This is a genomic window from Paenibacillus sp. FSL M7-0802, assembly GCF_038004945.1.
Taxonomy (GTDB): domain Bacteria; phylum Bacillota; class Bacilli; order Paenibacillales; family Paenibacillaceae; genus Paenibacillus; species Paenibacillus polymyxa_B.
On record NZ_JBBOSD010000001.1, the window covers coordinates 5,689,622 to 5,713,456 of the forward strand.

Here is a 23,835-nt window from a genome sequence, read left to right on the forward strand (position 1 = left end):
TAGAAATTTGACTGTTTGCACTTCACTTTGGTAAAATTATATGTTAAAGAATTATTATGTAACATGGTTTAGATATCGTACCAGTTTGTGCATATATTCTGATTAGAACGCAATAATATAATGTAGAATAGGTGGAATATCATGAATACTAATCATGATTTTATGGATCATTGGTTAACCATAGACTCTATACAAAATAAAATAAAGAAAGAATTGGAGAATGTCCTGCAAGCGGAGTACAGCTTATCTTTAAAAGAATTCTACGTACTCTACTACCTTTCCAAAGCACCAGACAAAAAGCTCAGATTACAGCAATTGCAAGAGATGATCGGTTTAAGTCAGAGTGCGCTTTCTAGGCTAGTAGGTAATATGGAAGCGAACAGCTGTGGTGCATTAGAAAAGCATGTTTGTACAGATGACCGTAGAGGTTCCTATACTCGCCTAACTGACTTAGGTGAGAAGAAACTACAAAGAAGTTTAGTTTCTTTCCGAGAAATACTAAAATCATATCTCTCTACGGTTAATGTTGAAGGATTAATGAAACAGTTAATAGAAGAGTTATAAAAATTCCTAATCAGTCAAAGTACTCATTTTTCAGATGGAGTACTTTGACTTGACATGGAGAAAATTTAGCGTTAAATTATATGCATGTGTCATGCATTTAATTTAAATAAAAAGGAGTTTTTTATCATGGAACATTTATTTAGTCCTTATAAGATAAAAGGATTGGAGTTAAAAAACCGTATTGTGATGTCTCCAATGTGTCAATATTCGGTTGAAAATAAAGATGGGATCGCTACGGATTGGCATTACCTGCACTATGTAAATAGAGCGATCGGTGGAGCTGGATTTATTATGATTGAAATGACAGATGTTGAGCCTGATGGCCGTATTTCAGACTTTGACTTAGGATTATGGTCAGACGAGCAAATCCCTGCTTTAGCAAGAATTGTAGAAGCTTGCCACCGTTATGGAGCAAAAGTTGGTATTCAAATCGCTCACGCTGGACGTAAAGCAGAAGATGCTGCTGTGCCAGTTGCACCTTCTGCTATTCCATTTGATGAAAATTCAAAAACACCTAGAGCTCTTTCAACAGATGAAGTGAAAGAAATGGTAGAAAAGTTTCGCAAGGCCGTACAGCGCGCAGTAAAAGCAGGATTTGACACAATTGAAATCCATGGTGCTCATGGATATTTAATTCATCAATTCCACTCTCCTTTAACAAATAAAAGAAATGATGAGTATGGAAAGGATCTAACTAAGTTTGGCCGAGAAATTATTGAAGCAGCCAAAGCTGAGATACCAGAAGATATGCCGTTAATGATGCGTATATCTGCTAAAGAATATGTAGAAGGTGGATATGGAATTAACCAAAGTATAGAGTTTACAAAAGAATATCAAAAAGCAGGAGTAGATATCTTTGACATCTCTTCAGGTGGTGAAGGTCCTATTGCTGCTTGGGGAAAACCTGGTACGCATGCTGCTTATCAAGTACCACTAGCTCGAGAAATTAAAAAAGCTCTCAATGTTCCGGTCATTGCAGTTGGAAGATTGGATGCCCCTGCATTGGCAAACGCTGTTATCGGAAATGAGGAGGCAGACCTTGTAGCTGTTGGACGAGGAATGTTACGAAATCCTCATTGGGCATTAGAAGCTGCAGCTACATTAAAAAAAGAAACGACTGTGCCTACACAGTACGCAGATGGTTTTAGAAGATAAGTTGAAATGACAAAAGATAAAAACCTAAAGGAGGAGTATAAAAGATGTCATATATTCAAGACAAAGTAGTCATTATTACAGGATCTTCAAGTGGGATTGGAGAAGCAACAGCGATTCATCTTGCGAAGAATGGAGCTTCTGTCGTTCTAGCTGCCAGAAATGAAGAGAAACTAAAAAATCTAGCAGAGCGAATCAATAAAGAAGGGGGGAAGGCTTCTTACAAGGTGACAGATGTTACCGTCAAAGAAGACGTTCAATCTCTCGTAGACTTTACAGTAGATAAATTCGGAAGAGTTGATACGTTAATTAACAGTGCAGGGATGATGTTGTTCTCCATGTGGGATAACGCTCATGTAGACGAATGGGAAACGATGATTGACCTTAACGTAAAAGGTGTGCTGTATGGAGTAGCTGCGGTCCTACCTCATATGAAGAAACAAGGAAGTGGACAAATCATTAATGTAGGTTCTATTGCCGGTCATGCGATTGGTGAAGGTCATGGTGTGTATAGTTCTACGAAGTATGCAGTAAGAGCAATTACCGAAAGTCTACGTAAAGAGGTATCGGTCAAACATAATATTCAAGCTGTTTTAGTCTCACCAGGTGTCATTGCAACTAATTGGCAGGATACAGTGACAGATGAAGATGTAAAATCTGTACTGGGAGAATTAAATAAGGTAGCTATTGACGTAGACTATGTAGCTGAAACAATTGGATTTGTGGTTAATAAGCCTGCGAACGTCATGATTAATGATGTGATTGTCACACCTACAGCACAGGAATGGTAATGAGGTAATTTGAAAGAAAGACTTCTGATTACGAAAGAAAAGAGAGGTAATTTACCCCACTTGATTTTGTCTATAAGAATTAGACAATAAGTTTTTACACTTATAGTTTGTTTTAAATTGAATAGAGTAAAATAATATCAATATGGTCAGACCATGTTAATATCATTTTTATCACTATAAGATAAATACTCATTTAAATTCATTTTTGGGGAGGTTTTTTCATGAAGGTATTAGTAGTAGGAGCTAATGGTCGAGTAGGTTCACATCTTGTTGATAAACTAGTTGAGAACGGACATTTTGTTTACGCAGGAACTAGAAGGGATAACCTCACAAGCAGTTCGAACAATGTTCGCTATGTTCATATAGATTTATTAGCGAGCCCTGAAGCAATAGCTGAGAATATGTATGATGCAGAAGCTATTTTCTTTGTAGCTGGTTCTAAAGGAAAAGATTTATTGAAGATTGACTTAAATGGTGCTGTTAAAGTGATGCGCGCTGCTGAGCACAAGAAAATAAAAAGATTTATCATGCTTAGTTCAGTTTTTGCCCTAAATCAAGACAAGTGGAATCAGTCTTTTCTAAAAGATTTAACAAATTATAATATTGCTAAACATTTTGCTGATCATTGGCTAATTAATAATACCAAGCTAGACTATACAATATTACAGCCTGGTGTTTTAAAAGAGGAGCCTGGATCTGGAAAAATAGATGTCAATATTGATTATCCTAGTGAAAATTCTATAGAAAATGTAGTGGATACGTTAGTTCAGAGTTTGCAAGACCCTAATACCATCGAAAAAGTCATCACAATGAGCGATGGTAAAACTCCTATATCAGATGCTTTGCGGAATTTATAAGAATAGCTTTTATATGTGCTAATTAAATAAAACGAGCCTGGGTTAGAAAACTTTATTATCGTTAAACGGACTATTTATAACTTAAGGGGGATTTAGGAAAAATGAGCAAAACAGCAATAAAAGATTACGATGAGATTATTAAAGTGGTGAATAAGTATATAGAAGGTCTTATTTCAGGGAACAAAGAAGTAGCAAAGCAAGCTTTTCATAAAGATGCAACTATGTACGGTTACAATACAACTGATGGCTTTCTAGGAGGACCTATTCAAAACTTATGGGACTTTATGGATAAAGCTGGTCCTGCAATGGATCTTAAATCAAGGGTTGATATTCTAGATGTTGAAGGAACGATTGCTTCTGTTCGTATAAGTTTAGAGAATGATGCATATGGCGAATCATACACTGATTTTCAGCAATTACTTAAACTAGACGGTGAATGGATCATTATTTCGAAGTTATTCCATCTGCATTCGTAAAAAGTAATTTCCAAATAGAATCATAAGCCTGTCTCAAAAATAGAGGACTGTCCACTGTTTTTGAGACAGGAATTAAAACCTTTTAAACAGTCAGATCGGTGATAATTATGGGTAAAAAAGCAGGACAAAACCAATGTAATGCGAATCCTAGACAAGAAGAAGATTACGTATAACTACTATTCCTACGACAGTACAAAGCTTAATTTTATTGATGTCACCATTTAGATGATTATTGGCTTGTCTAGTTAGTGTTAGCTAAAAATTACGGGTAACTTTAAACGTGGTAACATTCGGAACTTTCGGTCTATTAGCCTTTATAAATGTAAGAGTTTTCATAAAGGGTCCAGAAATAAAAAAGCCTGATATACAAGAGGGGATGGTGAGATAATCCTCTTTTTTCTTTTTATTGAACTAAAAGAAGGAAATTTACGGTATTCAAAGGTTTTAGAATATCTTATAATTTAAAAAACAGGTGTAGATTTGAAACAAAGTACCGTTTATAAAAAAGATGTACCGTTTTAATGAAAGTTATACCGTTTGCAAAAAAGTTACGATGCTTTACCCCTTTGGATAAGATTATCTAAGGGGTGTTTTTTAGTGAATTGAAAAGTACATCTGAATTAAAAGGTGAATTAAGGAACTGTTGAGTGACAACATAGTTGTTCCGTTAAAGGGCCAGATTGTGGAGCAAAACTTTTAAAGGGAATTGGATATTTAAATTAAAGTGTAGAAGCAAATAATTGTATAAAGAAATCCAATTAACTTCCTTAAATAACCATTTGTTTTATTTTCGAATTAATATATAATAATGCTAATTAATCTAATTTTATTTAAATTCTATGAAGAGAAAGAGTACGTTATTGTTTCTGTTCCAAAGAGAGCTGGTGTTTTGCTGAAAACCAGTGTTCAGATAATAACCGAAAATCATCTCTGAGAAGTAAAGCCGAATGTTTAGTAAGCTTTATCGGTATCCACCGTTACAAGGGACAACGTATGATTGTACGTTTGTAAAGGGTAATAAAGTGTTATTCAAACATTTTATTAAACAAGAGTGGTACCGCGAGTTTCAATCTCGTCTCTTACTGAGACGGGATTTTTTTTTTAGGATGTTTTTTTTACAATAAGAATTTAAGAAAAGCAGGTGAAGGCGTAATGAAGACGCTACTATTTGTAACAGATTTATATTATGAAGCAAAAGGAAGAAACTATTATGAAGAGGATTTATTTCTTACTTCTAAACTTAGAGAAGCCTTTAATTTGGTCATCTGTCATCCTGAAGATATCGAAGCATTTGAAGATCATGCTGATTTAATTGTTTTCCGAAATGCAGGTCCAGTCGCAAATTTTAAAGACAAATATGAAGCGTTCCGCAACCGAATTGTTTCTAAACATTTAAACACATATAATTCGTTTGATGGGAAGGCTGATATGAACGGAAAAGAATATTTAATAGAACTAACAAATGCTCATTTTCCTGTTATTCCAACGATTGATACGCTTGATTCCCTAAATAAACTCCCTAATGTAGACACGTATATCGTAAAGCCGAAAGATGGAGCAGATTCTATCGGGATGGAATTTGTTACGAAAGATGAATTGAGTGAAAAAGTTAATTCAGAATCGAAAAATACATTGGTACAACCATTTATCAATTTTGAATATGAAGTCTCATTTTATTTTATCAACAAAGAATTTCAGTATGCTCTTTATGCACCGGATAAAGATAAAAGATGGGAATTGAAAGAGTATGTACCTACGGAAGAAGATTTAGCTTTTGCTAAACGTTTCATCGACTGGAATAATCTTGACTGGGGGATTCAACGAGTTGATGCCTGTCGAAGCGAACAAGGGGAGCTTTTATTAGTCGAATTAGAAGATTTAAATCCCTATCTTTCCTTATTAGAATTATCTGAAGAGACACGTCAGAATTTTGTAGAAGCAATGAAAAAATCATTACAAAAAGCTCTTCAGGTTTAAATTTTTACTGTTCTTATAGAACTATACCAGCTAATATAAGCATCTTAGTTATTCCATTATAGGGCGCGATTGTGGAGTATCAAAGGTAGAAAATGATCAAACTTTTTTATAAAACCGAAACTTAAATCTGTAGAATAAGAATCCATTTTGATCAATCTTTTTTTCAAAGTGGATTCTTATTATTTACCGTAAAAAATACGAGTTTGTGAGGTGTTTTTGATCAAATTTTATTTCAAAGCAACACTTTTATGAAATTTTTAGATTGATTGGAATTCTCTTATTCATATTTAATTTAAATGTCCCATATGGATTCACATGGTTATAAAATAAAGGTGTTAATCCTCTAAAGTCTTCGGGAGTCATCCTCTTTAACCAATACTGATTGTTATTATAGAGAATCTCTTGAACCATTAAAGTATTGATATAAACTAAGCAGTTTTGAAGCAATTGGAGCGATAATGCAGATACTTCTTGGTCTTCTAGAGAATTGAACCGAATTTCGCTATTCTTTCCATAAAAAATGTAATTGTTAACAGAATTCCAATGTTCAACGGTATTTAGTCCTTCATGGATTTCTCTACGAACTTCCTCAAAATGCAGATAATCACATAAGAAAATGGTTTTTATCGCTTTCCCTAACTCACATAAAGCTTGGTAAGTCGGGTGCTTCGTATCTCTCGTAAATCGCTTTAAAATAGCTTCTGCTGATGCAGTTCCTAACCGTAAAGCAGTCGCAAACTTAATGATTTGCTCATACTGTTGACGGATGAGATCCCAGTTAATGGGCCTACTTAATACAGGTTGTAAGTGAGGATATTCCTCATTCATTCCGGCTTCAGGACGATATAATTTTTGAGAGCCAATATTTTTGAAGCGTGGCATCAGCTTAAAATCAAGCAAATGACAAAAGGCAAAAGCAACGACACTTTGTCCATGCGTGTCTACATAATTTCGGTCTATTTCCATGTCTGTACAATGACGAAGAACACCCTCCATCATGGCTGCAACTTCGGAGGAAAGACAAGTTTTAAGCTGAGAATAGATACATGCTGACTTGCGATCTGTATGCCAATATATCATGACTCCATGTCTTTTATAACGAGGATGCCATTCAGTAAGAAGGTTTTGATCCCACGATCCAAAATGTTTTGAATCGGAAGCGCAGGCGGTAGTAGCTTCCCCCCACACCTCTTTTATTCGATGGTAAATGATTTGCTTGGTAACCTCTGCATTGGCTTTTCGCAAGTGATCTTTATGAATAAATTTATTACGGATATACTGAAGTTCACGATAGCTATCTTGGTTATTTCCAGCAGAGACAGCTTTTAAACCTGTATTTGTTCCCAATCCAAATAGACTGAGAAGTAGCCGACGTTGAATCGTTTCCTCATCTAAAATAGACCGGTCCGCTGTAGTTTTAAAGTGCTTGGTGAATCCAGTATGAAAGTCTGTTTCTTTTAATAAATCTAAGAGGTTGATATTGGACCAACGGTTTCTGATCTCCTGTTTAATCATAGACAAATGTGGAGGTTCGGGCTGCTTTTCTAGCGGGGTAACACGAATCCATCCCTTGTTATTTCTGCTGGTAATCGCAACTTTATCGTTGCTCTTATCTTCAAAGCCTTGGTTCAGTAAATAGAGCTTATCTTTCATCAGTTGTATAATGTCCGAAATAAAAGGCTCTACATCGAGTGGCGCTTTTAGCGCTTGGAAATATTCTTCTTTGTGTTCTTCAAAATCTTGGGGCAGGTCTTCATCAGGATTTCGATATCGGTCAGCGCCCTCAATCCAGATTTCCTTACACCGAAGTCGCGTGCGAAGGGATTGTAAAACAGCAATCTCATAATTAATTCGGTTAACTCTCTCTATCCCCTTGCTATCTTCCTCAATAATGATATCCTTCCACTTAGGCTGAATGACTCCTTCAATAGGAACTTCGTCCCCAACTGCAAAAAAACGCTGACCACTTTCACTGTATTCTTGAATAAGTTGAAGAGCTTCAATGATAGGTTGATGGGATAGATTATTAGACTTAAACGTAAGGTTTTTTAGGATATCACAGAGAGCTCTCCTATAGTGCCCTCGATAGGAAGAGTGCATCTTTATATAAATTTTTTCTTTGTATTCTCGGTTGTTTCTTGTCATGTCTTTAATAATATCCCGAATGGTGGAAGAGCTTACGATTGGATATAAAGTATCTTGAATGATTCCATCTGGATGATCAACTGTTGCTTTTAATAAGTTGAGAATGTGTTTATTTTTCCCCTGTACTTTTTCTAACTCTGCCACTGTTTCATTACGGGTTGTATTCTTTGCTTTATTTCCAAACTTAAGCGTGATTTCATCTAACAAATCAGCTAAATAATCGATGATTTCAGCTTGGCGATGCCAAAATAAAATAGCAAGTAAGGTGTAGCGAATAGGCATTGGGTGTGCACGCAATTCTGTTACTGTCTCAGTAGCTGCACGAAGCCGATATTTCTTTATTAATTTTGGAGTCAAATGATGAAATAAACCATCTGGAATTTGAAGGTGTCGAATAGCCAATAATTTCTTAACTTCCATCTCCATTGTATTGACACTTGGTTTACGAGGGGAAGAAAGTAGGTGCCGAAAAGCTAAAATGTCCCTTTCCTCTTCATCAGATTCCCCCTTATCATGGGAGTCTAATAAAGAATCTAATCGAGCGCATGTCTTAGAAGATAATTGCTGATAGGTTTCTTGGTAGAAACCCTTTTCAAAGGTATCAATAGCAGAATCAATTATTCGGTTCAATCTCCCGGCAGAAGGTGGTTCAACTTTCCACTTGCGAAAAAGACTATATGCTTGGTTTTTTAAATAGTCTGTATCATGTGTAAATGGAACCTGTTCTACTAACCATTGTTCTAAACGTTCATTATCTTTACGGGTAAGTTCCTGAAAACCGAAGAAGTCTCGAATTTGCTTTCTATGGTAGGTGTAATTCCTTTCTTCAGCTCCCCAACGATATTGGTCGAATAGATCAGGAGACAGCTCGAGTTGCTTTGCAATATACTCAACAACAGGCCTTGGTATGTCACTTCTTTTGGTTAGGAATCTAGCCTCATGCTGAAAATACTTTAATAACACCGTAAAACCAAGACGGCTCGCACCAGTTTTGTTACCGATTAATTTACGCTCGATGTTAACCAAAATAAAATGTTCTAACAGCTCGTCTTCTGTCCAACTCCTCTTCATGTCTGTCTCTCCCTATATATGTAATATTTTTACCTATACTGTTAGTTTAGGTAAAAATAAACATTAAAAAGCCTTATTCGGCCTATATATTTTACATATTAATATCTACTTTGCGGTCTATGACAAGAACCCTGTGATCAAGCCTATTAGGCGTCATTTTCTGCTTCGAGAAATACGGAAATCAGGATACGGGCGTTGTTTTCACCCACGTTTTTGGCATAATGGGGGATAGCTGCCCTCCAGCTAAAGGAATCTCCTGCTTCCAAAGTAGCTGAATCCTCGCCTTGCTCCACGTATACCGTGCCCTCCAAGATAAAATGAATCTCATCCCCCGCATGAGCATGCTCCTCTTCTGTAGATGAGCCTGGCGGCATGTCCACCAGCATCATTTTAACGTTTCCTTGCCCCCCCAAATGATCGACCTGGAGGTTGTTTTTACCATATAACGTTTTACGACGCTCGTCCTTACGAATCACTTGCATCCGTTCCTCTTCTTTAAGAAGCAGAAAAGCAAGGGGAACCTTAAGCGCATTTGCGATACTGTCCAATGTTGCGATGGAAGGGGAGGTTTTATTATTTTCTACTTGACTCATAAACCCTTGCGATAGTCCGGTTCGTTCACATATTTGCTGGATGGATAAATTTTTACGTTTACGAGCGGCGCGTATGTTGCATCCTATACCCATAGAGCGTTCCTCCTTTAAGGGAATATAATGTATACTAATTTATTATTTATCATACCAAATAATTTGTTGACAGACTACAGTTTCTTATGATAAATTCACACTACAAAATAATTATTTCTATTACTAATAATTCGAGTTTGATTCACACTAATGTGGTGCGGCAGAGATTCAGACAGTATTATTTTTTTAACCAAATTATTAGTAATATAAATTAATTATTCATATGCACTTGTATGAGTGTAATAAACAAACAGAATGGAGAGATAAACATGAGTTCAGCAAGCAAAAACATTTCTACAATTATGCGGATGGCGCTGGGAATTTTGTTTTTGGCACACGGAATTGCTAAATTCCAAATGGGGTTGGGTAATGTAGCAGGCTGGTTTTCCAGCATTGGCGTTCCAGGATTTTTAGGTTATGTCGTTGCGGTGATTGAGTTGGTCGGTGGGATTGCATTGATTCTTGGATTGCTCACTCGCTATGTATCTGGGCTTTTGGTTATTGTTTTGATCGGCGCCATTTTTACAGCAAAATTGTCCGGCGGGTTGATGGGGAATGGTCAAGGCGCTGGCTATGAGCTGGATATTGCTTTTATTCTGGTAGCTCTTCATCTGGTATTTGCTCCAACGACTCGATTGTCTCTGGATTCTTTGTTCAGCCGTCGTGAGTCAACCAAACAATAATTTTTGATTAGCTTTAGTCCTCCAATCCATATAGAAAGAGGGAAATCTCATGACAGCACATATTCATGACAACACCAAAATCGGGCAGGTTTCATTAAAGGTTAGTAACTTGGAACGTTCTATTCAATTTTATACAGAGGTCGTTGGTTTTCAGTTGCTGCGTCAAACGGCGGATACCGCTGAATTGACTGTCGATGGGAAGCATGCGCTACTGATCCTTAACTATATTGAAAATGCAGTTATTCTGCCGCGTCAATCTGCTGCCGGGTTATATCACTTTGCTATTCTTGTCCCAAACCGTGTAGCTCTGGGCCTGTCTTTACGTAATCTGCTGGCTCATGAGATTGAAATCGGACAGGGAGACCATGATGTAAGTGAAGCTCTATATATCCATGACCCTGATAATAACGGAATCGAAATCTATGCAGATCGTCCCCGTGATCAGTGGAAAAAGGATGCAAATGGATTTTACATGATGGGAACAGATCCCGTGGATGCAGAAGACTTGGTTGCGATTTCCGAAAATCTACCTTGGCAGGGACTACCGCAGGGAACGGTAATCGGGCACGTCCACTTCCATGTGTCTAATTTGCTCAAAGCACAGCAATTTTATTGCGATGTGCTTGGCTTTGACATTACGTGCCGGTATGGCTCTTCAGCCTTGTTCGTTTCCGCAGGTGGTTACCACCACCATATGGGCTTGAATATATGGGCAGGTGAAGGAGCACCACCAGCTCCTGAGCACGCTGCAGGACTGGATTATTTTGAATTGATCGTACCGGATCAGAATGAATTGGATGCCATTGTAGCTCGTTTAGAGGCAGCAGGCTATGGAATGCAAGAACGCGATGGCGCCAAGTATGTAGCTGATCCGTTCCGCATTCAAATTAAACTGATTAACGGTCAAATCTCGTAACATAGAAGACACGCAACAAAAAAGGGTATTCCTATGAGCCGTAAAGGCTGGGAATACCCTTTTTTTCGTATACTTAGAACAAGCTCCAGTCCAAATCCCGAGACATCTTCTCCAGCAAGTGTACACCGGCTGTACTGTTGCCCATACGGTTCAGAGAAGGTCCAACCAGTCCAATGCCATATCGTCCGGGTACCATCGTCATAATACTGCCTGATACGCCGCTTTTGGCAGGTAGTCCGACTTGAATGGCGAATTCCCCTGAAGCGTCATACATGCCGCATGTCGTCATAAATGTTTTGGCGATCTGTACATAGCGGCGGGGAATCAGCGGTATACCTGTCACCGGATCACGGCCGTTGTAAGCTAGTACAAGTCCCATACGTGCTAAATCTGTACAGTTCAATTTGACAGCACAATGTCTGAAATAAACTTCAAGCACATCCTCCACATGACCTCTTAAAATTCCTTTTTCCATTAGAAAATAAGCAAGGGAACGGTTCAAATGGCCTGTAGCTGATTCTGAATCGTAGACATCCTGATCATATTCCAATGTGTCATTGTGGGTAAGCAGGCGGAAAAATTGGAGAACACGGGCAAACTTCTCTTCTGGGCTGTTCCCGCGAATCAGAGAGGAGACTGCGATCGCTCCGGCGTTAATCAGTGGGTTAAACGGAATACCCGGCTCGACCAGTTCTAGCTTTAGCATGGAATTAAAACGGTCTCCGGTAGGCTCCATACCCACCTTAGAGAAGACAACGTCCTCTCCATTATCCATCAAGGCCAGAATGAGCGTAAATACCTTTGAGATACTTTGCATCGTAAATTGGATTTCCGTATCCCCGGCCACTACGGTTTCACCCGCACCGTTTATTACAACAACACCCAGCGCGTCGGCTGGTGCTTTGGACAGTTCGGGAATATATGCTGCTACCTTGCCATGAATATACTCATGACGGCTTTGTTCTACCCATTCCGGCAGTTTGGTCTGTAATCTCTGCCACTCCGATGTCATTTCTTTTCCTCCAGTCAAGTAAGCAATCTGTGGTATTTTATTGTAGAGTAAGAAGTGATAGCTATACGCCTATTCTAAAGATATTTCTGGTCGAAAGACAAGTTTGAATTGAATTAGATAAAAGGAGGCAGTGACTTGTTGTTATCGCATAATGAACCGAATTTTGATGAAGACTACGATGAGGTTATTAAGGGTCGAAGACTTAGAGGTTTTGTACATAGTGTACTGGAGCAGGTTGCAGCCTTATCAGACAAAAATCCTGAATGGGCTAATCCTATATTAGAGCAGTGGGCAAATGATGTGGAAACGAGCCGAAATGAGCGTCTGGAGCATGAGCGCACCCGGGAGAGGCATGTGCATCTATTGTTTTCTCAGTCTGCCGCAGGCTCGATGAAGGGAGGACTTTCGGGTGCAGGATTGCGGCTTGAGAGTATCGTGCTGTCTTTTAATGATCAGTTTTCCATAGGACCATTGTGGAGGCTGGAAACATTAGAAGGACAAGAAAACCGTCACGGCTGGTTGGCTGAACGGATGATGCATTATGAGTTTTTCCATTACGCCAATTGGGAGCACCGTATTGAACAGATGATGGTTACCCTAAGTGAAATTCCAGATGAGAAGTCGATCACGATTTGGTGTGGCTCTAATGCTGACGAGCAGGTCGGATTACGCTTTGTATTATATCTCTTGCGCAAAAGAGCTACACCTATTCGGGTCATTAATGTCACGGATACCTTGGAGCGGGAGCCGGATGATCATTTATATAATGAGAGTCCATTCCCTTTATCCATGGGCGTGGTGCATTCGAAAGAAATCGAACGGTTCATTAAGCGAAGTGAAGATGAACTTTATGTGGTGTGTATGGAAGACCGACGTCGATACGAACGGGAGTGGTTGGAGCTTAGCGAGCAAGATAGTGTCCTGAGATTATGGGACAATGACCGTATTGTCCATGTGCCGGAGGATTATTTGGATCAGGCCTTGCTGGATATGATTAGCAAGATACAGTTAGCGGATAATCTGGGATTTGTGAACACCGGAAAAATAATAGGTCAAGCTTTAACGCAGTGGTCGCAGCCAAGAAGCGATACTTTTTTGGAATACCGGATTCAATATTTGATCGCCCATGGGAAACTTGATTTTCAGGGGATGCCGGGAATGATGAATCGTTATGCTGTGAGAATAAAGGAGTAAAGCAAAAAGTGATCAAATAAAAACTGCCGATGGGATCGGCAGTTTAGTTTAAAGACCTTCTGATGTATCAGGTTGATTCATCAGAGGGTTATTTTGCTATGTACTTGGAATCAATAGTAGCTGCTTGAATTCAATGAACTTATGATAGCAGGCAACAGAGCAACAGCCATAATGATATAGATCACGATTACAATAGCGGCCCAAAGAAGGCCTGCTTTAGCATAGTTAGCTTTGCTCGGATTAGTCGAGCCGCTAAATGCCCACACAAACAGCATAATAAGTCCAACTACCGGTATAGCCATCAAAAGTAAACTGATCATCCACTCCTTGAATGATACAGGAGGCGGGTAAACAGGGGCTGGCCTGGATGGTGCTCCTTGCTGATTGTTTTGCGGGTTAAACTGGTTAGTCAATTAGATCTTCTCCCTACGTGTTTAGTATGTTGTATTTCCTATATTGACCAAAACATCATACATGATATGACAATAAGCAACAAGTAAAATTCAGTAAACAGTCTAATAGTACTATCAAACGATTGAAAATAGGTCTATACACCCTATTGACGAAGCACTTTTTATATATTATTGTATTGATATTAACATTTTGTTTTTATCAATTGATTCAAATTAAAAATTACATAAAGCATTCGTCACTTTTGAATCAAAAGCGACAAATGACTCATATATGAACAGGTAGGTGACGCAAGTGACAGATGGATCGAAACATAATCACAGTGGCTTGACGGAAGAGGAGTTCTTGGCCCTGTATGATGCGAATGAATATGAGCGCCCATCCGTAACGGTAGATATGCTGCTATTTACGGTAATGGATCAGCTCCAACAAAATTACCGGAAGCTGCCGGAGAAGACCCTTCAGCTTCTTTTGATCCAAAGAGGGGAGCATCCCTATATAGGGCAATGGGCGTTGCCGGGTGGTTTTGTAGGTATAGATGAAAGTCTGGAAGAGGCTGCACGACGCGAGCTTAAAACGGAAACGAATGTGGATCAGATTTATATGGAGCAGCTATATACTTGGGGAGATGTGGCACGTGATCCTCGTATGCGGGTAATTAGCTGCGCTTACATGGCATTGGTGGACCACGATTCCTTGGAGGTACAGGCGGGGGATGATGCCGCTGATGCCCAATGGTTTGAGCTGGATTACAGCGTAGCTCAGGAGACGCGGACGAAGCAGCCGGAAGGTTACACGTGGGAACAAGACATTGATATCACATTGAAGCATGGGGACATCCATCTATCAGCCAAAGTAAAAATAACTGAAATTCTTAAGGGAAGAACCATTGAAATCAAGCGAGAGGTGCTGGAGTCACAAGGAATTGCTTTTGATCATGCCAAAATTATTGCGTACGGTATAGAGCGTCTGCGCAGCAAAATAGAATACACAGATATCGCGTTTCACCTGATGCCAGCTCTATTTACACTGAGTGAGCTTCAGCAGGTGTATGAAATTATTCTAGGTAAGGAGCTGTTGGCCGCAGCTTTTCGTCGCAAAATAGCTGATCTCGTGGAAGAAACCAATGAGTATAGAAAGGCGGCTGGACATCGTCCGTCCAAGTTATACCGATTTAAGCCTCGGTCGCGTTTTATGTAGCATAAGGAATATGAAATGAGGAATCTTCATGGAAAAGTTTACATTTTTTTATCGCAGTCATTCGCCATTTTCGCAATGGTATCCTTCTGATTTTGTCGTGGATGGATTGGAGTTTAACTGTGCCGAGCAATATATGATGTTGAAAAAAGCACAGCTTTTTGGGGATGAAGAGGCGGCCTTGAAAATTATGCAAGCCCCTACCCCAAGGGAGCAAAAAGCCCGGGGCCGCAGTGTGCGCGGATTTGACCAATCCTTGTGGGAGGCCAATTGCCGGCAATTTGTATATGACGGTAATTACGCCAAGTTTACACAAAATCCGAATTTGCTCAAGCACCTGCTTAAAACGAAAGGAACCACTCTGGTTGAGGCTAGTCCGACCGACACCATTTGGGGTGTAGGCTTAGCTGAGAGCGATGCTCGTATACGGAACCGCAAGCTATGGCGTGGCACGAACTGGCTAGGAGAAATATTGACAAATTTACGTGAGGATGTATTGCAAAAGGAGGAATAGTCATCATGAAAAATACAATGAATTCCCGGAGCAACCGGGATGCTCGATCGCATATGGCGCAGGAAACACTATCCATTTTGGAACTTGGGTATTATACGAATATCAAACTGGTTCAAGTAAATATGACAAAAGAGATAGGAAATGCGGTCACAGACTCGAAGTTATATACACCTTCTCAGCTGGTAGCTGTAAAACAAGAGGCAGAGCAAAGAATAAAAAGTATATTGGGGCCTTTTTCCCGTATAGACGAACAGACGATCATTGCAAAATTGGAAATTACGGGAGAAAGCACGTTACAGGCGGCATACAGACTCCAGGTAGAGGAGAAGCTGGCCCACGTGGCGTGTTTGAATTTTGCATCAGCCAAAAATCCGGGAGGTGGATTTCTCGGAGGCAGCCAGGCTCAAGAAGAAAGCTTGGCTCGTTCGTCAGCATTGTATCCTTGCATTTCACAAATGGAAGAGATGTATGGACATAATCGGAAGCTGCGGAGCTGTTTTTATTCAGATTATATGATTTATTCGCCTGAAGTTCCGGTATTTCGGGATGATCAGGGGACATTGTTGGAGAAGCCGTATCAAGTCGATTTCCTGACCGCACCTGCTGTAAATGCTGGAGTTGTGCGAGAACGGGAACCAGAGCAGGTGAATCGGATTGGTGAAGTGATGCTGGAGCGGATTCGTTACATTCTTGGAATGGCTAAGCAAAACGGCGTAGAACATCTTGTGCTGGGAGCCTATGGTTGCGGAGTATTCCGCAATAAGCCGGAAGAGGTTGCCCTCTGGTTCAAGCAAGTACTTGTAGATGAAGGATATGGCTTGTTGTTTGACCGGATTGTTTTTGCAGTGTTGGATCATAAAGCAGAGCAGCGTACTTTAAACAGCTTTAAAAATGCTCTATCCTGAAGCTTGAGCTGTGCATAAAAACTGTTTACTATAATATCTCATGAAAAAGGAAGGTGCTGAATGAATCCATCTTCGAATATAACCTGGCATGTGTCCGATGTTGATAAGCAAGCGCGTCAGCTTTTGAATGGACATAAAAGTCCGGTGCTTTGGTTTACTGGCCTGTCTGGTTCGGGAAAATCAACGGTATCCTCCACACTTGAAAAAGCGTTATACGCACGAGGCATACACACGTTTATTTTAGATGGGGATAATGTTCGGCACGGTTTAAATCGGAATCTAGGTTTCCTGCCCGCTGACCGTAAAGAAAATATCCGCCGTATTGCTGAAGTTGCAAAGCTAATGGCACATGCGGGTGTTCTAACGATTTGCGCCACCATTTCCCCTTATCGTGAAGATCGTGAAATGGTAAAGGACATTTTACAGCAGGAAGGTTGCTATGAGATTTATATACAGTGCAGCTTGGAGGAATGTGAGCGACGCGATCCAAAAGGAATGTACAAGAAAGCACGTGCCGGAGAAATTCATCATTTTACGGGGATTGATGCTCCCTATGAAGCACCGCTGGAACCGGATCTAATCGTATCGACTGAAGGTCGGGAGGTAATCCAGTCGGTTCAGGATATCTTGGATTTTCTCGATAGGAAGCCTGCTTCTTTTATGATTTTATGATGAATTCTACATGAATATTGTCTGAAAGCCTCCATGCCAAGACTTCGAGAAGTGATCAAAGTAATCATTACAGAACGTGAAAATTGAAGCATACCTATTAGTAAATAAATACAATACTGCATATACGGCAAGCCTTATAGGGCTTGCTTTTTTGTTTATGATTTTAAACTAATTCTAAATCCTAAATTGTAATAATTATAAAAAAGTATTGATTTTTGTTTGTGCACAATTTATAGTGAAAGGCACATAGTCAACCAATTCATTCAAGAGGTGATGTCAATCATGAGTAACCAACCAACGAACCTGACTACAGGCTGGGGCGCTCCTGTTGGAGATAATCAAAATTCGATCACAGCAGGCTCACGGGGTCCCGCACTAATTCAGGATGTGCATCTGCTGGAGAAATTGGCGCATTTTAACCGGGAGCGTGTGCCGGAACGTGTCGTTCATGCAAAAGGTGCAGGGGCGCACGGATATTTTGAAGTCACTAATGATTTGTCTGCATTTACAAAAGCAAGCTTCTTGTCTGAGGTGGGCAAGCGTACACCGATGTTTATTCGCTTTTCGACTGTGGCGGGTGAGCTGGGCTCGTCCGATACTGTACGCGACCCGCGTGGTTTTGCGGTGAAGTTTTATACAGAAGAAGGCAACTATGATCTCGTGGGCAATAATACACCTGTGTTTTTTATTCGGGATGCCATTAAATTTCCTGACTTTATTCATACGCAAAAACGTCATCCCCAAACTCATCTGAAAAACCCGAATGCGGTCTGGGATTTCTGGTCCTTATCTCCTGAATCGCTGCATCAGGTAAGTATCCTTATGTCTGACCGCGGTATTCCAGCTACACTTAGACATATGCATGGTTTCGGTAGTCACACGTTCAAGTGGGTCAACGCCGAAGGACAGGCAGTATGGGTGAAATATCATTTTAAAACGGAGCAAGGTGTGCAAAATCTTGATGTGGATTTGGCTGCGAAAATTGCCGGTGAAAATCCGGATTATCATACAGAAGACTTGTTTAATGCCATCAAAAAAGGTGATTTTCCTGCATGGAAACTTCATGTGCAGATTATGCCGGTAGAAGATGCAGATACGTACCGCTTTGATCCATTTGATGTGACAAAAGTATGGTCTCAAAAGGATTATCCGCTGATTGAGGTTGGGCGCATGGTGCTGAATCGCAATCCTGAGAACTACTTTGCTGAGGTAGAGCAGGCGACATTCTCTCCGGGTTCATTTGTTCCTGGAATTGAAGCATCCCCGGATAAAATGCTGCAAGGACGCCTGTTTGCCTACGGCGACGCACATCGCTACCGTGTAGGTGCAAATCATAATTCGTTGCCGATCAACCGTCCGCATGCAGAAGTACACAACTACCAACGCGATGGTGCATTACGCAGTGACAGCAATGGCGGAGGATCTGTTTATTACGAGCCTAATAGTCTCGGTGGACCCAAAGAATCACCTGCGCACAAAATTGCTCCTTTTGAAGTGTCTGGCGAAGCTCAAAGTGTAGCCTACGATCATCATGATCACTACACACAGCCAGGCGACCTGTACCGCTTGCTCAGTGAAGAAGAGCGTGCACGTCTGGTCCGAAACATCGTAAATGCGATGAAGCCCGTAGAAAGTGATGAAATCAAACTGCGTCAGATCGGTCATTTTTATAAAGCTGATCCTGAATATGGACGTCGTGTAGCCGAAGGTTTGGGCTTGACCGTTCCTCAAGGCGAGTAGAGGTATCTGCAAACTCTAACCTGAAAGCCGTATGAATATATAATAAAAGGATGTCCCAACACCACGTACATGGTGGATGGGACATCCTTTGTTTTGAGAGCGATGTAAATCAGGTGCTGCTATATCCTCTGCAAGCGAGGTAAATAGATTACAAGAAACAGCGACCGTCCTAGGGCAAATACAATAAAGGACAGCCAAAGTCCGTGATTCCCATAATGGGGAACGCACCAGAAGAGAGCGATCAAAAAGCAGAGCAATGAGATCAGCATCGAATTACGGATCGGATACGTTACCGTCATCCCCGTAAACACACCGTAGAATACCAGTCCCAGTCCGGCTGCCAGCGGAAAGACCACAAGCCATCCATTATAAGGGCCTGTAAGGTTAATCACTGTAGCATTATCCGTAAATAGCGAGATAAGCGGCTCTTTCAGTGCGAAATACAATCCTCCCGTCACTACGCTGGTCACCAGTGTCCAGAACCAGGACAAGTGAATAACCCTTTGCAGCATTTTACGATCCCCGGCACCCCTAGCCTGACCCGTCATAATGCTACTGGCGTTGGCGAACCCATCAAAAAAGTAAGCCATAATATAATGGATCTGCAACAAAATAGCGTTCGCCGCCAACTGATCGGTTCCAAAGCTCGCACTGCGTGCCGTAAACAGATTAAACATTGTCAGCAGACAGGCTGTGCGAATCATGAGATCAAGGTTTGTCGCCATGACATTTTTCAACTCTGAAGCTCCAAACCAACCTCGCCAATTCATCTGTCCGCTTTGCTTCCATTCCCTCCAAATCGATGAGCGGAACACCAGCGCCAGACCCAATACACATGCAAGAATTTCCGCAATCAGAGTAGCGCTTGCCACACCCGTGACATTCCAATGCATCATCTGTGTAAATACAATAGCTAATACCATATTGATTACGTTCATTGAAATTTGCAAAAACAATGTAGCCTTCACACGGGACAATCCCATCAGCCAGCCGAGCAGCACATAGTTCACCAATGTTAGAGGGGCTCCCCAAATACGAATGTTAAAATAAATCGCTGCCTGCGCCGCCACATCCTGCGCCGGATGGATTAGCTGAAGAGAAGCCAGCAGAATTGGCTTTTGCAACACAATGAATACCGCACCAATGAGTAAAGCAATGGCCAGTGGGCGCATGAGAGCAGCTATGCCCTGGTCGTTATTTTGTGCCCCTGCGGCTTGTGCCGTGAAAGCTGATGTGCTGACTCGCAGAAAGCCAAACAACCAATATAAAGTATTAAAAATAAGAGTGCCCACCGCTACACCGCCTAAATACGCGGAATGGCTTAAATGACCGATTACAGCTGTATCCACCGCACCGAGCAGCGGGGTTGTAATCGTCGAAATAATTAAAGGGATAGCTAAAGCAAGATAGGCTCGGTGGGAAGGCAACATGTTGAAAAAACCTCCAGTAATGATTGTGTATAGGGATGGCGATCCGAATGAAATAATGCCTCTTTGGGAAAATGCTCAAGCACACTGCCTTCTTTCATGACCATGATTCGATCACTCATAAAGTGCACAGCCGCCAGATCATGTGAGATAAACAGATAAGCCAGTCCTAGCTCATCCTGCAAATCTTTGAGCAGATTCAAAATGGTGGCTTGTGTGGTCACATCCAGACTTGCTGTTGGCTCGTCCAATACGATAAAATCCGGCTCTGTGCTGATGGCACGTGCGATGGTTACACGCTGCTTTTCCCCACCGCTGAGCTGATGTGGAAACTTGTCCAGATAGCTGGCTGGAAGCTTTACCATCTCAAGCAAATGTTCTGCTGTATCCCGACGTTCTGAGGACTTACCCGCCATAAAGGAAGGAACATAGTACTTAAGCTGGTCCAGTGGCTCCAGCAGGGATTGCAGGATGGTTAGTCTGGGATTCAAAGCCGCGGATGGATGTTGAAATACTGCACCCAGCCTGCTACGAATCCGTTTTAATTCGCTCCGCTTTAGCCCACGGATAGACTGTCCATCCAGTCTAAGCTCACCTTGATCAAACGGGTCCAATGTCAAAATACAGCGAGCGAGTGTGCTTTTCCCACTGCCGCTTTCCCCGACGATACCCAGACATTCTCGGGGGGAGATCGACAGAGCAACATCTTGCAGCACCGTTTTACCTCCAGCGTAAGCCTTCGTCAAACCGGAGACGGTCACGACAGCATTAGACGTGTCTTGCTGCTGAGCGTAGGCGGCTTGATTATTCATGTAAAGCGCTCCTTTCCAATGCGTTCTGTTCTTCAGTGCTGTTGTAAGGCAAACGTACTGGAGCGCCCGGAGACAGCGGCGGAATAGCCGCCAGTAGACGACGAGTATACGGGTGGGCCGGATGGTTCAGCACCGCTTGCGTTTCACCAGTTTCAACCAGTGAACCTTCGTGCATCACTGCGATTCGATCTGCATACTTGCGTACATGACGCAGGTCATGAGTGATCCACAAGACGGAAATACCCGTCTCCGTCCGGATTTGGTCAATGAGCTGAAGCACCCGATGAGCTGTGAGCGTATCCAGCGCAGTTGTAGGCTCGTCGGCAATAAGCAGCTTCGGCTCCAGTAGTAGTGCAGCCGCAATAGCTGCCCGTTGCAATTGACCGCCGCTGAGCTGAAACGGATAGCTGCGGTACACACGCTCGGCGGGAAGCTGTACGCGCTCCAGCACCTCGATACAGCGTTGCTTACGTGCCTTGCGATCTTGTTTGCCATGGGCGCGCATCAGCTCGTCCAGTTGGCTGCCCACACGCAGAAAGGGGGTGAAAGCCCCGTGGTAGTCTTGAAAAATGTAAGATATTTCACTACCAAGCAAAGAACGTCGTTGTTTAGCGGATAAATCCAGCAAATTATTGTCCTTCCACGCAATAATTCCTTCCGCTGTAACAGAAGAGGGGAGAAGGCCGCCGATAGCAAATGCCGTCATGCTTTTGCCACTACCGCTTTCGCCGGCTAGAGCACACCATTCCCCCGGACGAACGGCAAGCTTCAGTTGCTCTACAATCGTTTTTACATTTGTCCGAATCGTTAAGCCTTCAATAGTCAGCATGTACAGCTCACTCCTCTGTCCGGGTTTTAACATCATAACGGTCGCGCAGTTTGTCTCCCAATACGTTCGCCAGTAGCACTGTTAGCACGACAGCTATCCCTGGAACCAGCATCAGGTGGGGAGCCATTTGAAAATACGCTCGTCCTTCATTCAACATCGTACCCCATTCGGGAATTGGCGGCTGTGGACCTAAGCCCAAAAAAGATAGGGAGGCAATCATTAAAATGATTTTGCCGATATCCAGCGTAGCCAGCACAAGAACATTCCCAATTGAATGGGGGAGAATATGCCGCATGACAATCCGCAGGGAGGAGGTACCCGCCAGTATGGATAACGAAATGTAATCCTTTTGCTTTTCAGCCAGAACGGTACTACGCACCAGGCGCGCATAACCAACCCATTTTACCGCAGTCACCGCGAAAATAAGATTTACTAAGCCTGGTCCGAGCAAACCGCTCAGTACAATGGCAAAAATATAATCAGGTAATGTCATGAAGGCATCGACCACCCGTTTGAATACACGATCCATCCAGCCTCCAATAAACCCTGAAAGCAGACCAAGAGGGACCCCGACAACCAGCGAAACGGCCAAAATCAATAAACTGGTTCCGACAGTCGTCCGAAGTCCAGCTATCACTCTCGATAGTACATCTCTGCCCAAATGATCTGTTCCCAGCCAGTGTGTAGCGCTGATCGATTGTAGTCGATTCCCCATCTGGATACGATACGGATCTTGCGGAGCAAGAAACGGAACGACTGTAATTGCTGCAAGAATGAGCAGAATGGAGAGCGACACGATCCATGTATTGGACAATCGCGTTCTGGTGAGCTGCCTGTTTTCCGCATGTACGGATTTTATCATGATAAACGTTTCTCCTTCAAAGCGATTTCAGGATTGACCCAACGGTAGGACAGCTCTACCAAAATATTGATACATACAATGAATGCAGCCATAAATACGGTATAGCCCTGAATAATGGGGTAATCCCTTGCAGCAATGGCATCCACAATCCATTTGCCCAGCCCTGGATAGGCGAATAGCACTTCAATCACGACTGTGCCTCCCAGTAGGCTGCCTATACTCTCACTGAATACCGTAATGAGTGGAACAAGACTGTGACGGAGCATATGTCTGAAAAAAATGCGGATGGGGCTGATTCCACGCGCTTGCGCCGCTTTGATAAAGTCTTGCCCCGAGCTTTCAATCAGACTTGCGCGGATCATTCGTACATAAACGGCCGCCATTGCCAATCCCAAGGTAAGAGAAGGGAGTACCAAATGAAAAGCGGTTCCTTCACCCATAGACGGCAAAATACGTAATTTAACTGCAAACCATTCGATAAACAAAAGCCCCAGCCAAAAGCTGGGAATCGAGGAGCCGATTAAGGCAAACACACGACTGGCTCTGTCAATCCAGCGGTTACGGTAGAGCGCCGCCATCGTTCCCAACGGGAGAGCTATCAGCAGCATAATGAACAGAGACCCTCCGGTAAGTAGCAGTGTATAAGGCAGTTTTTCCATAAACTCTGTGAATACTGGACGATGGGTTAAATAAGATTGTCCAAAATCAAACTGAAGCAACTGGACCAACCACTTACCATATTGCACAGGTAATGGTTGATCCAGCCCCAGTTGGCTGCGCATATCCATAATTTGCTGATTGGACACAGCTACATCGTCGACTCGGAGAATGCTCCGGACGGGATCGCCCGGAACAAGCTTAAGCAGACAGAAGCTCACAAAGGAAAGAATAAGAAAGAACAAGACCAGTTCAAGAAACTTTTTGGCGATGGATTTAAACATG

General features: G+C 41.9%; 23 protein-coding genes and 1 other annotated feature. Of the genes, 14 read left to right on the forward strand and 9 right to left on the reverse strand.

Annotated elements, in window-relative coordinates; translation table 11 throughout:
• Window positions 1-141: 141 nt before the first annotated feature.
• The 6 genes from MHB54_RS26060 (at window position 142) to MHB54_RS26085 (ending at window position 5,817) form a co-directional block, all read left to right on the forward strand.
• Complete coding sequence (locus tag MHB54_RS26060; RefSeq protein WP_023988869.1) at window positions 142-564, forward strand: MarR family winged helix-turn-helix transcriptional regulator; 423 nt, start codon at window positions 142-144, stop codon at window positions 562-564.
• Window positions 565-690: 126 nt separating this feature from the next.
• A complete protein-coding gene (locus MHB54_RS26065) occupies window positions 691-1,719 on the forward strand; it encodes an NADH:flavin oxidoreductase/NADH oxidase (protein ID WP_023988868.1) in 1,029 nt (342 codons plus the stop codon).
• A 44-nt stretch (window positions 1,720-1,763) separates the two neighbouring features.
• Window positions 1,764-2,507 (forward strand): SDR family oxidoreductase, encoded by a 744-nt coding sequence (locus MHB54_RS26070; protein ID WP_023988867.1) that lies wholly within the window; start codon window positions 1,764-1,766, stop codon window positions 2,505-2,507.
• 221 nt (window positions 2,508-2,728) lie between these two features.
• Window positions 2,729-3,364 (forward strand): NAD(P)H-binding protein, encoded by a 636-nt coding sequence (locus MHB54_RS26075; RefSeq protein WP_023988866.1) that lies wholly within the window; start codon window positions 2,729-2,731, stop codon window positions 3,362-3,364.
• A 101-nt stretch (window positions 3,365-3,465) separates the two neighbouring features.
• On the forward strand, window positions 3,466-3,840 hold the full coding sequence (locus tag MHB54_RS26080; protein ID WP_023988865.1) for a nuclear transport factor 2 family protein: 375 nt from the start codon (window positions 3,466-3,468) through the stop codon (window positions 3,838-3,840).
• 830 nt (window positions 3,841-4,670) lie between these two features.
• Window positions 4,671-4,923: a binding site (T-box leader), on the forward strand.
• Window positions 4,924-4,992: 69 nt separating this feature from the next.
• On the forward strand, window positions 4,993-5,817 hold the full coding sequence (locus tag MHB54_RS26085) for a hypothetical protein (RefSeq protein WP_023988864.1): 825 nt from the start codon (window positions 4,993-4,995) through the stop codon (window positions 5,815-5,817).
• Between the two features lie 246 nt (window positions 5,818-6,063).
• Here the strand turns inward: MHB54_RS26085 and MHB54_RS26090 are convergent, their stop codons facing one another.
• Together MHB54_RS26090 and MHB54_RS26095 are read right to left on the reverse strand one after the other, a co-directional pair.
• On the reverse strand, window positions 6,064-9,033 hold the full coding sequence (locus tag MHB54_RS26090; RefSeq protein WP_068938774.1) for a Tn3 family transposase: 2,970 nt from the start codon (window positions 9,031-9,033) through the stop codon (window positions 6,064-6,066).
• A gap of 146 nt (window positions 9,034-9,179) precedes the next feature.
• Window positions 9,180-9,719, reverse strand: coding sequence for a helix-turn-helix domain-containing protein (locus MHB54_RS26095; RefSeq protein WP_023988862.1), 540 nt, complete (start codon window positions 9,717-9,719; stop codon window positions 9,180-9,182).
• Between the two features lie 269 nt (window positions 9,720-9,988).
• Here MHB54_RS26095 and MHB54_RS26100 point away from each other — a divergent pair, with 269 nt between their 5' ends.
• Both MHB54_RS26100 and MHB54_RS26105 read left to right on the forward strand, forming a co-directional pair.
• Window positions 9,989-10,402 (forward strand): DoxX family protein, encoded by a 414-nt coding sequence (locus MHB54_RS26100; protein WP_028541642.1) that lies wholly within the window; start codon window positions 9,989-9,991, stop codon window positions 10,400-10,402.
• A 49-nt stretch (window positions 10,403-10,451) separates the two neighbouring features.
• Window positions 10,452-11,318, forward strand: a complete 867-nt coding sequence (locus tag MHB54_RS26105) for a VOC family protein (RefSeq protein WP_264453721.1) — start codon at window positions 10,452-10,454, stop codon at window positions 11,316-11,318.
• Window positions 11,319-11,391: 73 nt separating this feature from the next.
• Here the strand turns inward: MHB54_RS26105 and glsA are convergent, their stop codons facing one another.
• Window positions 11,392-12,330: a glutaminase A gene (glsA, locus tag MHB54_RS26110; protein ID WP_264453722.1), complete on the reverse strand. Its 939-nt coding sequence runs from the start codon at window positions 12,328-12,330 to the stop codon at window positions 11,392-11,394.
• Between the two features lie 135 nt (window positions 12,331-12,465).
• Here glsA and MHB54_RS26115 point away from each other — a divergent pair, with 135 nt between their 5' ends.
• On the forward strand, window positions 12,466-13,524 hold the full coding sequence (locus tag MHB54_RS26115) for a DUF1835 domain-containing protein (RefSeq protein ID WP_028541639.1): 1,059 nt from the start codon (window positions 12,466-12,468) through the stop codon (window positions 13,522-13,524).
• A 110-nt stretch (window positions 13,525-13,634) separates the two neighbouring features.
• On the opposite strand, the gene MHB54_RS26120 is transcribed toward MHB54_RS26115, so the two are convergent.
• The gene (locus MHB54_RS26120; protein WP_023988858.1) at window positions 13,635-13,937 is read right to left on the reverse strand and encodes a hypothetical protein; all 303 of its coding nucleotides are present in this window, start codon (window positions 13,935-13,937) and stop codon (window positions 13,635-13,637) included.
• Window positions 13,938-14,229: 292 nt separating this feature from the next.
• On the opposite strand from MHB54_RS26120, the gene MHB54_RS26125 reads away from it, so the two are divergent.
• The 5 genes from MHB54_RS26125 to katA all read left to right on the forward strand — a co-directional run bounded on the left by MHB54_RS26125 (window position 14,230) and on the right by katA (window position 18,963).
• Complete coding sequence (locus MHB54_RS26125; RefSeq protein WP_053325541.1) at window positions 14,230-15,135, forward strand: NUDIX hydrolase; 906 nt, start codon at window positions 14,230-14,232, stop codon at window positions 15,133-15,135.
• Between the two features lie 28 nt (window positions 15,136-15,163).
• The gene (locus MHB54_RS26130; protein ID WP_023988856.1) at window positions 15,164-15,646 is read left to right on the forward strand and encodes an NADAR family protein; all 483 of its coding nucleotides are present in this window, start codon (window positions 15,164-15,166) and stop codon (window positions 15,644-15,646) included.
• Between the two features lie 5 nt (window positions 15,647-15,651).
• Entirely contained in the window at window positions 15,652-16,551 is a 900-nt protein-coding gene (locus tag MHB54_RS26135; RefSeq protein ID WP_068938776.1) for a TIGR02452 family protein, read from the forward strand.
• Window positions 16,552-16,611: 60 nt separating this feature from the next.
• Window positions 16,612-17,223: an adenylyl-sulfate kinase gene (cysC, locus tag MHB54_RS26140; RefSeq protein ID WP_264453724.1), complete on the forward strand. Its 612-nt coding sequence runs from the start codon at window positions 16,612-16,614 to the stop codon at window positions 17,221-17,223.
• Window positions 17,224-17,505: 282 nt separating this feature from the next.
• Window positions 17,506-18,963, forward strand: a complete 1,458-nt coding sequence (katA, locus tag MHB54_RS26145; RefSeq protein WP_264453725.1) for a catalase KatA — start codon at window positions 17,506-17,508, stop codon at window positions 18,961-18,963.
• A gap of 119 nt (window positions 18,964-19,082) precedes the next feature.
• On the opposite strand, the gene MHB54_RS26150 is transcribed toward katA, so the two are convergent.
• Genes MHB54_RS26150 through nikB form a run of 5 tightly spaced genes read right to left on the reverse strand, consistent with a single transcriptional unit; the run spans window position 19,083 to window position 23,834 of the window.
• A complete protein-coding gene (locus tag MHB54_RS26150) occupies window positions 19,083-20,393 on the reverse strand; it encodes an MATE family efflux transporter (RefSeq protein WP_023988853.1) in 1,311 nt (436 codons plus the stop codon).
• Entirely contained in the window at window positions 20,360-21,202 is an 843-nt protein-coding gene (locus MHB54_RS26155) for an ABC transporter ATP-binding protein (protein ID WP_068938778.1), read from the reverse strand. Before MHB54_RS26155 ends, MHB54_RS26150 begins: the two co-directional genes overlap by 34 nt.
• Complete coding sequence (locus MHB54_RS26160; protein WP_068938779.1) at window positions 21,195-22,031, reverse strand: ABC transporter ATP-binding protein; 837 nt, start codon at window positions 22,029-22,031, stop codon at window positions 21,195-21,197. The genes MHB54_RS26155 and MHB54_RS26160 overlap by 8 nt, the downstream gene beginning before the upstream one ends.
• 7 nt (window positions 22,032-22,038) lie before the next feature.
• Entirely contained in the window at window positions 22,039-22,893 is an 855-nt protein-coding gene (gene nikC, locus MHB54_RS26165; RefSeq protein WP_068938780.1) for a nickel transporter permease, read from the reverse strand.
• On the reverse strand, window positions 22,890-23,834 hold the full coding sequence (gene nikB, locus MHB54_RS26170; RefSeq protein ID WP_023988849.1) for a nickel ABC transporter permease: 945 nt from the start codon (window positions 23,832-23,834) through the stop codon (window positions 22,890-22,892). Before nikB ends, nikC begins: the two co-directional genes overlap by 4 nt.
• Window position 23,835: the final 1 nt, after the last annotated feature.

Coding starts and splice junctions, on each gene's coding strand:
- MHB54_RS26130 (WP_023988856.1), top strand. CDS start 15,164: ATGGAAAAGTTTACATTTTTTTATCGCAGTCATTCGCCATTTTCGCAA.
- MHB54_RS26105 (WP_264453721.1), top strand. CDS start 10,452: ATGACAGCACATATTCATGACAACACCAAAATCGGGCAGGTTTCATTA.
- MHB54_RS26160 (WP_068938779.1), bottom strand. CDS start 22,031: ATGCTGACTATTGAAGGCTTAACGATTCGGACAAATGTAAAAACGATT.
- MHB54_RS26135 (WP_068938776.1), top strand. CDS start 15,652: ATGAAAAATACAATGAATTCCCGGAGCAACCGGGATGCTCGATCGCAT.
- MHB54_RS26100 (WP_028541642.1), top strand. CDS start 9,989: ATGAGTTCAGCAAGCAAAAACATTTCTACAATTATGCGGATGGCGCTG.
- MHB54_RS26065 (WP_023988868.1), top strand. CDS start 691: ATGGAACATTTATTTAGTCCTTATAAGATAAAAGGATTGGAGTTAAAA.
- MHB54_RS26070 (WP_023988867.1), top strand. CDS start 1,764: ATGTCATATATTCAAGACAAAGTAGTCATTATTACAGGATCTTCAAGT.
- MHB54_RS26060 (WP_023988869.1), top strand. CDS start 142: ATGAATACTAATCATGATTTTATGGATCATTGGTTAACCATAGACTCT.
- glsA (WP_264453722.1), bottom strand. CDS start 12,330: ATGACATCGGAGTGGCAGAGATTACAGACCAAACTGCCGGAATGGGTA.
- MHB54_RS26155 (WP_068938778.1), bottom strand. CDS start 21,202: ATGAATAATCAAGCCGCCTACGCTCAGCAGCAAGACACGTCTAATGCT.
- MHB54_RS26085 (WP_023988864.1), top strand. CDS start 4,993: ATGAAGACGCTACTATTTGTAACAGATTTATATTATGAAGCAAAAGGA.
- nikB (WP_023988849.1), bottom strand. CDS start 23,834: ATGTTTAAATCCATCGCCAAAAAGTTTCTTGAACTGGTCTTGTTCTTT.
- MHB54_RS26075 (WP_023988866.1), top strand. CDS start 2,729: ATGAAGGTATTAGTAGTAGGAGCTAATGGTCGAGTAGGTTCACATCTT.
- MHB54_RS26095 (WP_023988862.1), bottom strand. CDS start 9,719: ATGGGTATAGGATGCAACATACGCGCCGCTCGTAAACGTAAAAATTTA.
- MHB54_RS26090 (WP_068938774.1), bottom strand. CDS start 9,033: ATGAAGAGGAGTTGGACAGAAGACGAGCTGTTAGAACATTTTATTTTG.
- MHB54_RS26080 (WP_023988865.1), top strand. CDS start 3,466: ATGAGCAAAACAGCAATAAAAGATTACGATGAGATTATTAAAGTGGTG.
- cysC (WP_264453724.1), top strand. CDS start 16,612: ATGAATCCATCTTCGAATATAACCTGGCATGTGTCCGATGTTGATAAG.
- nikC (WP_068938780.1), bottom strand. CDS start 22,893: ATGATAAAATCCGTACATGCGGAAAACAGGCAGCTCACCAGAACGCGA.
- MHB54_RS26150 (WP_023988853.1), bottom strand. CDS start 20,393: ATGTTGCCTTCCCACCGAGCCTATCTTGCTTTAGCTATCCCTTTAATT.
- katA (WP_264453725.1), top strand. CDS start 17,506: ATGAGTAACCAACCAACGAACCTGACTACAGGCTGGGGCGCTCCTGTT.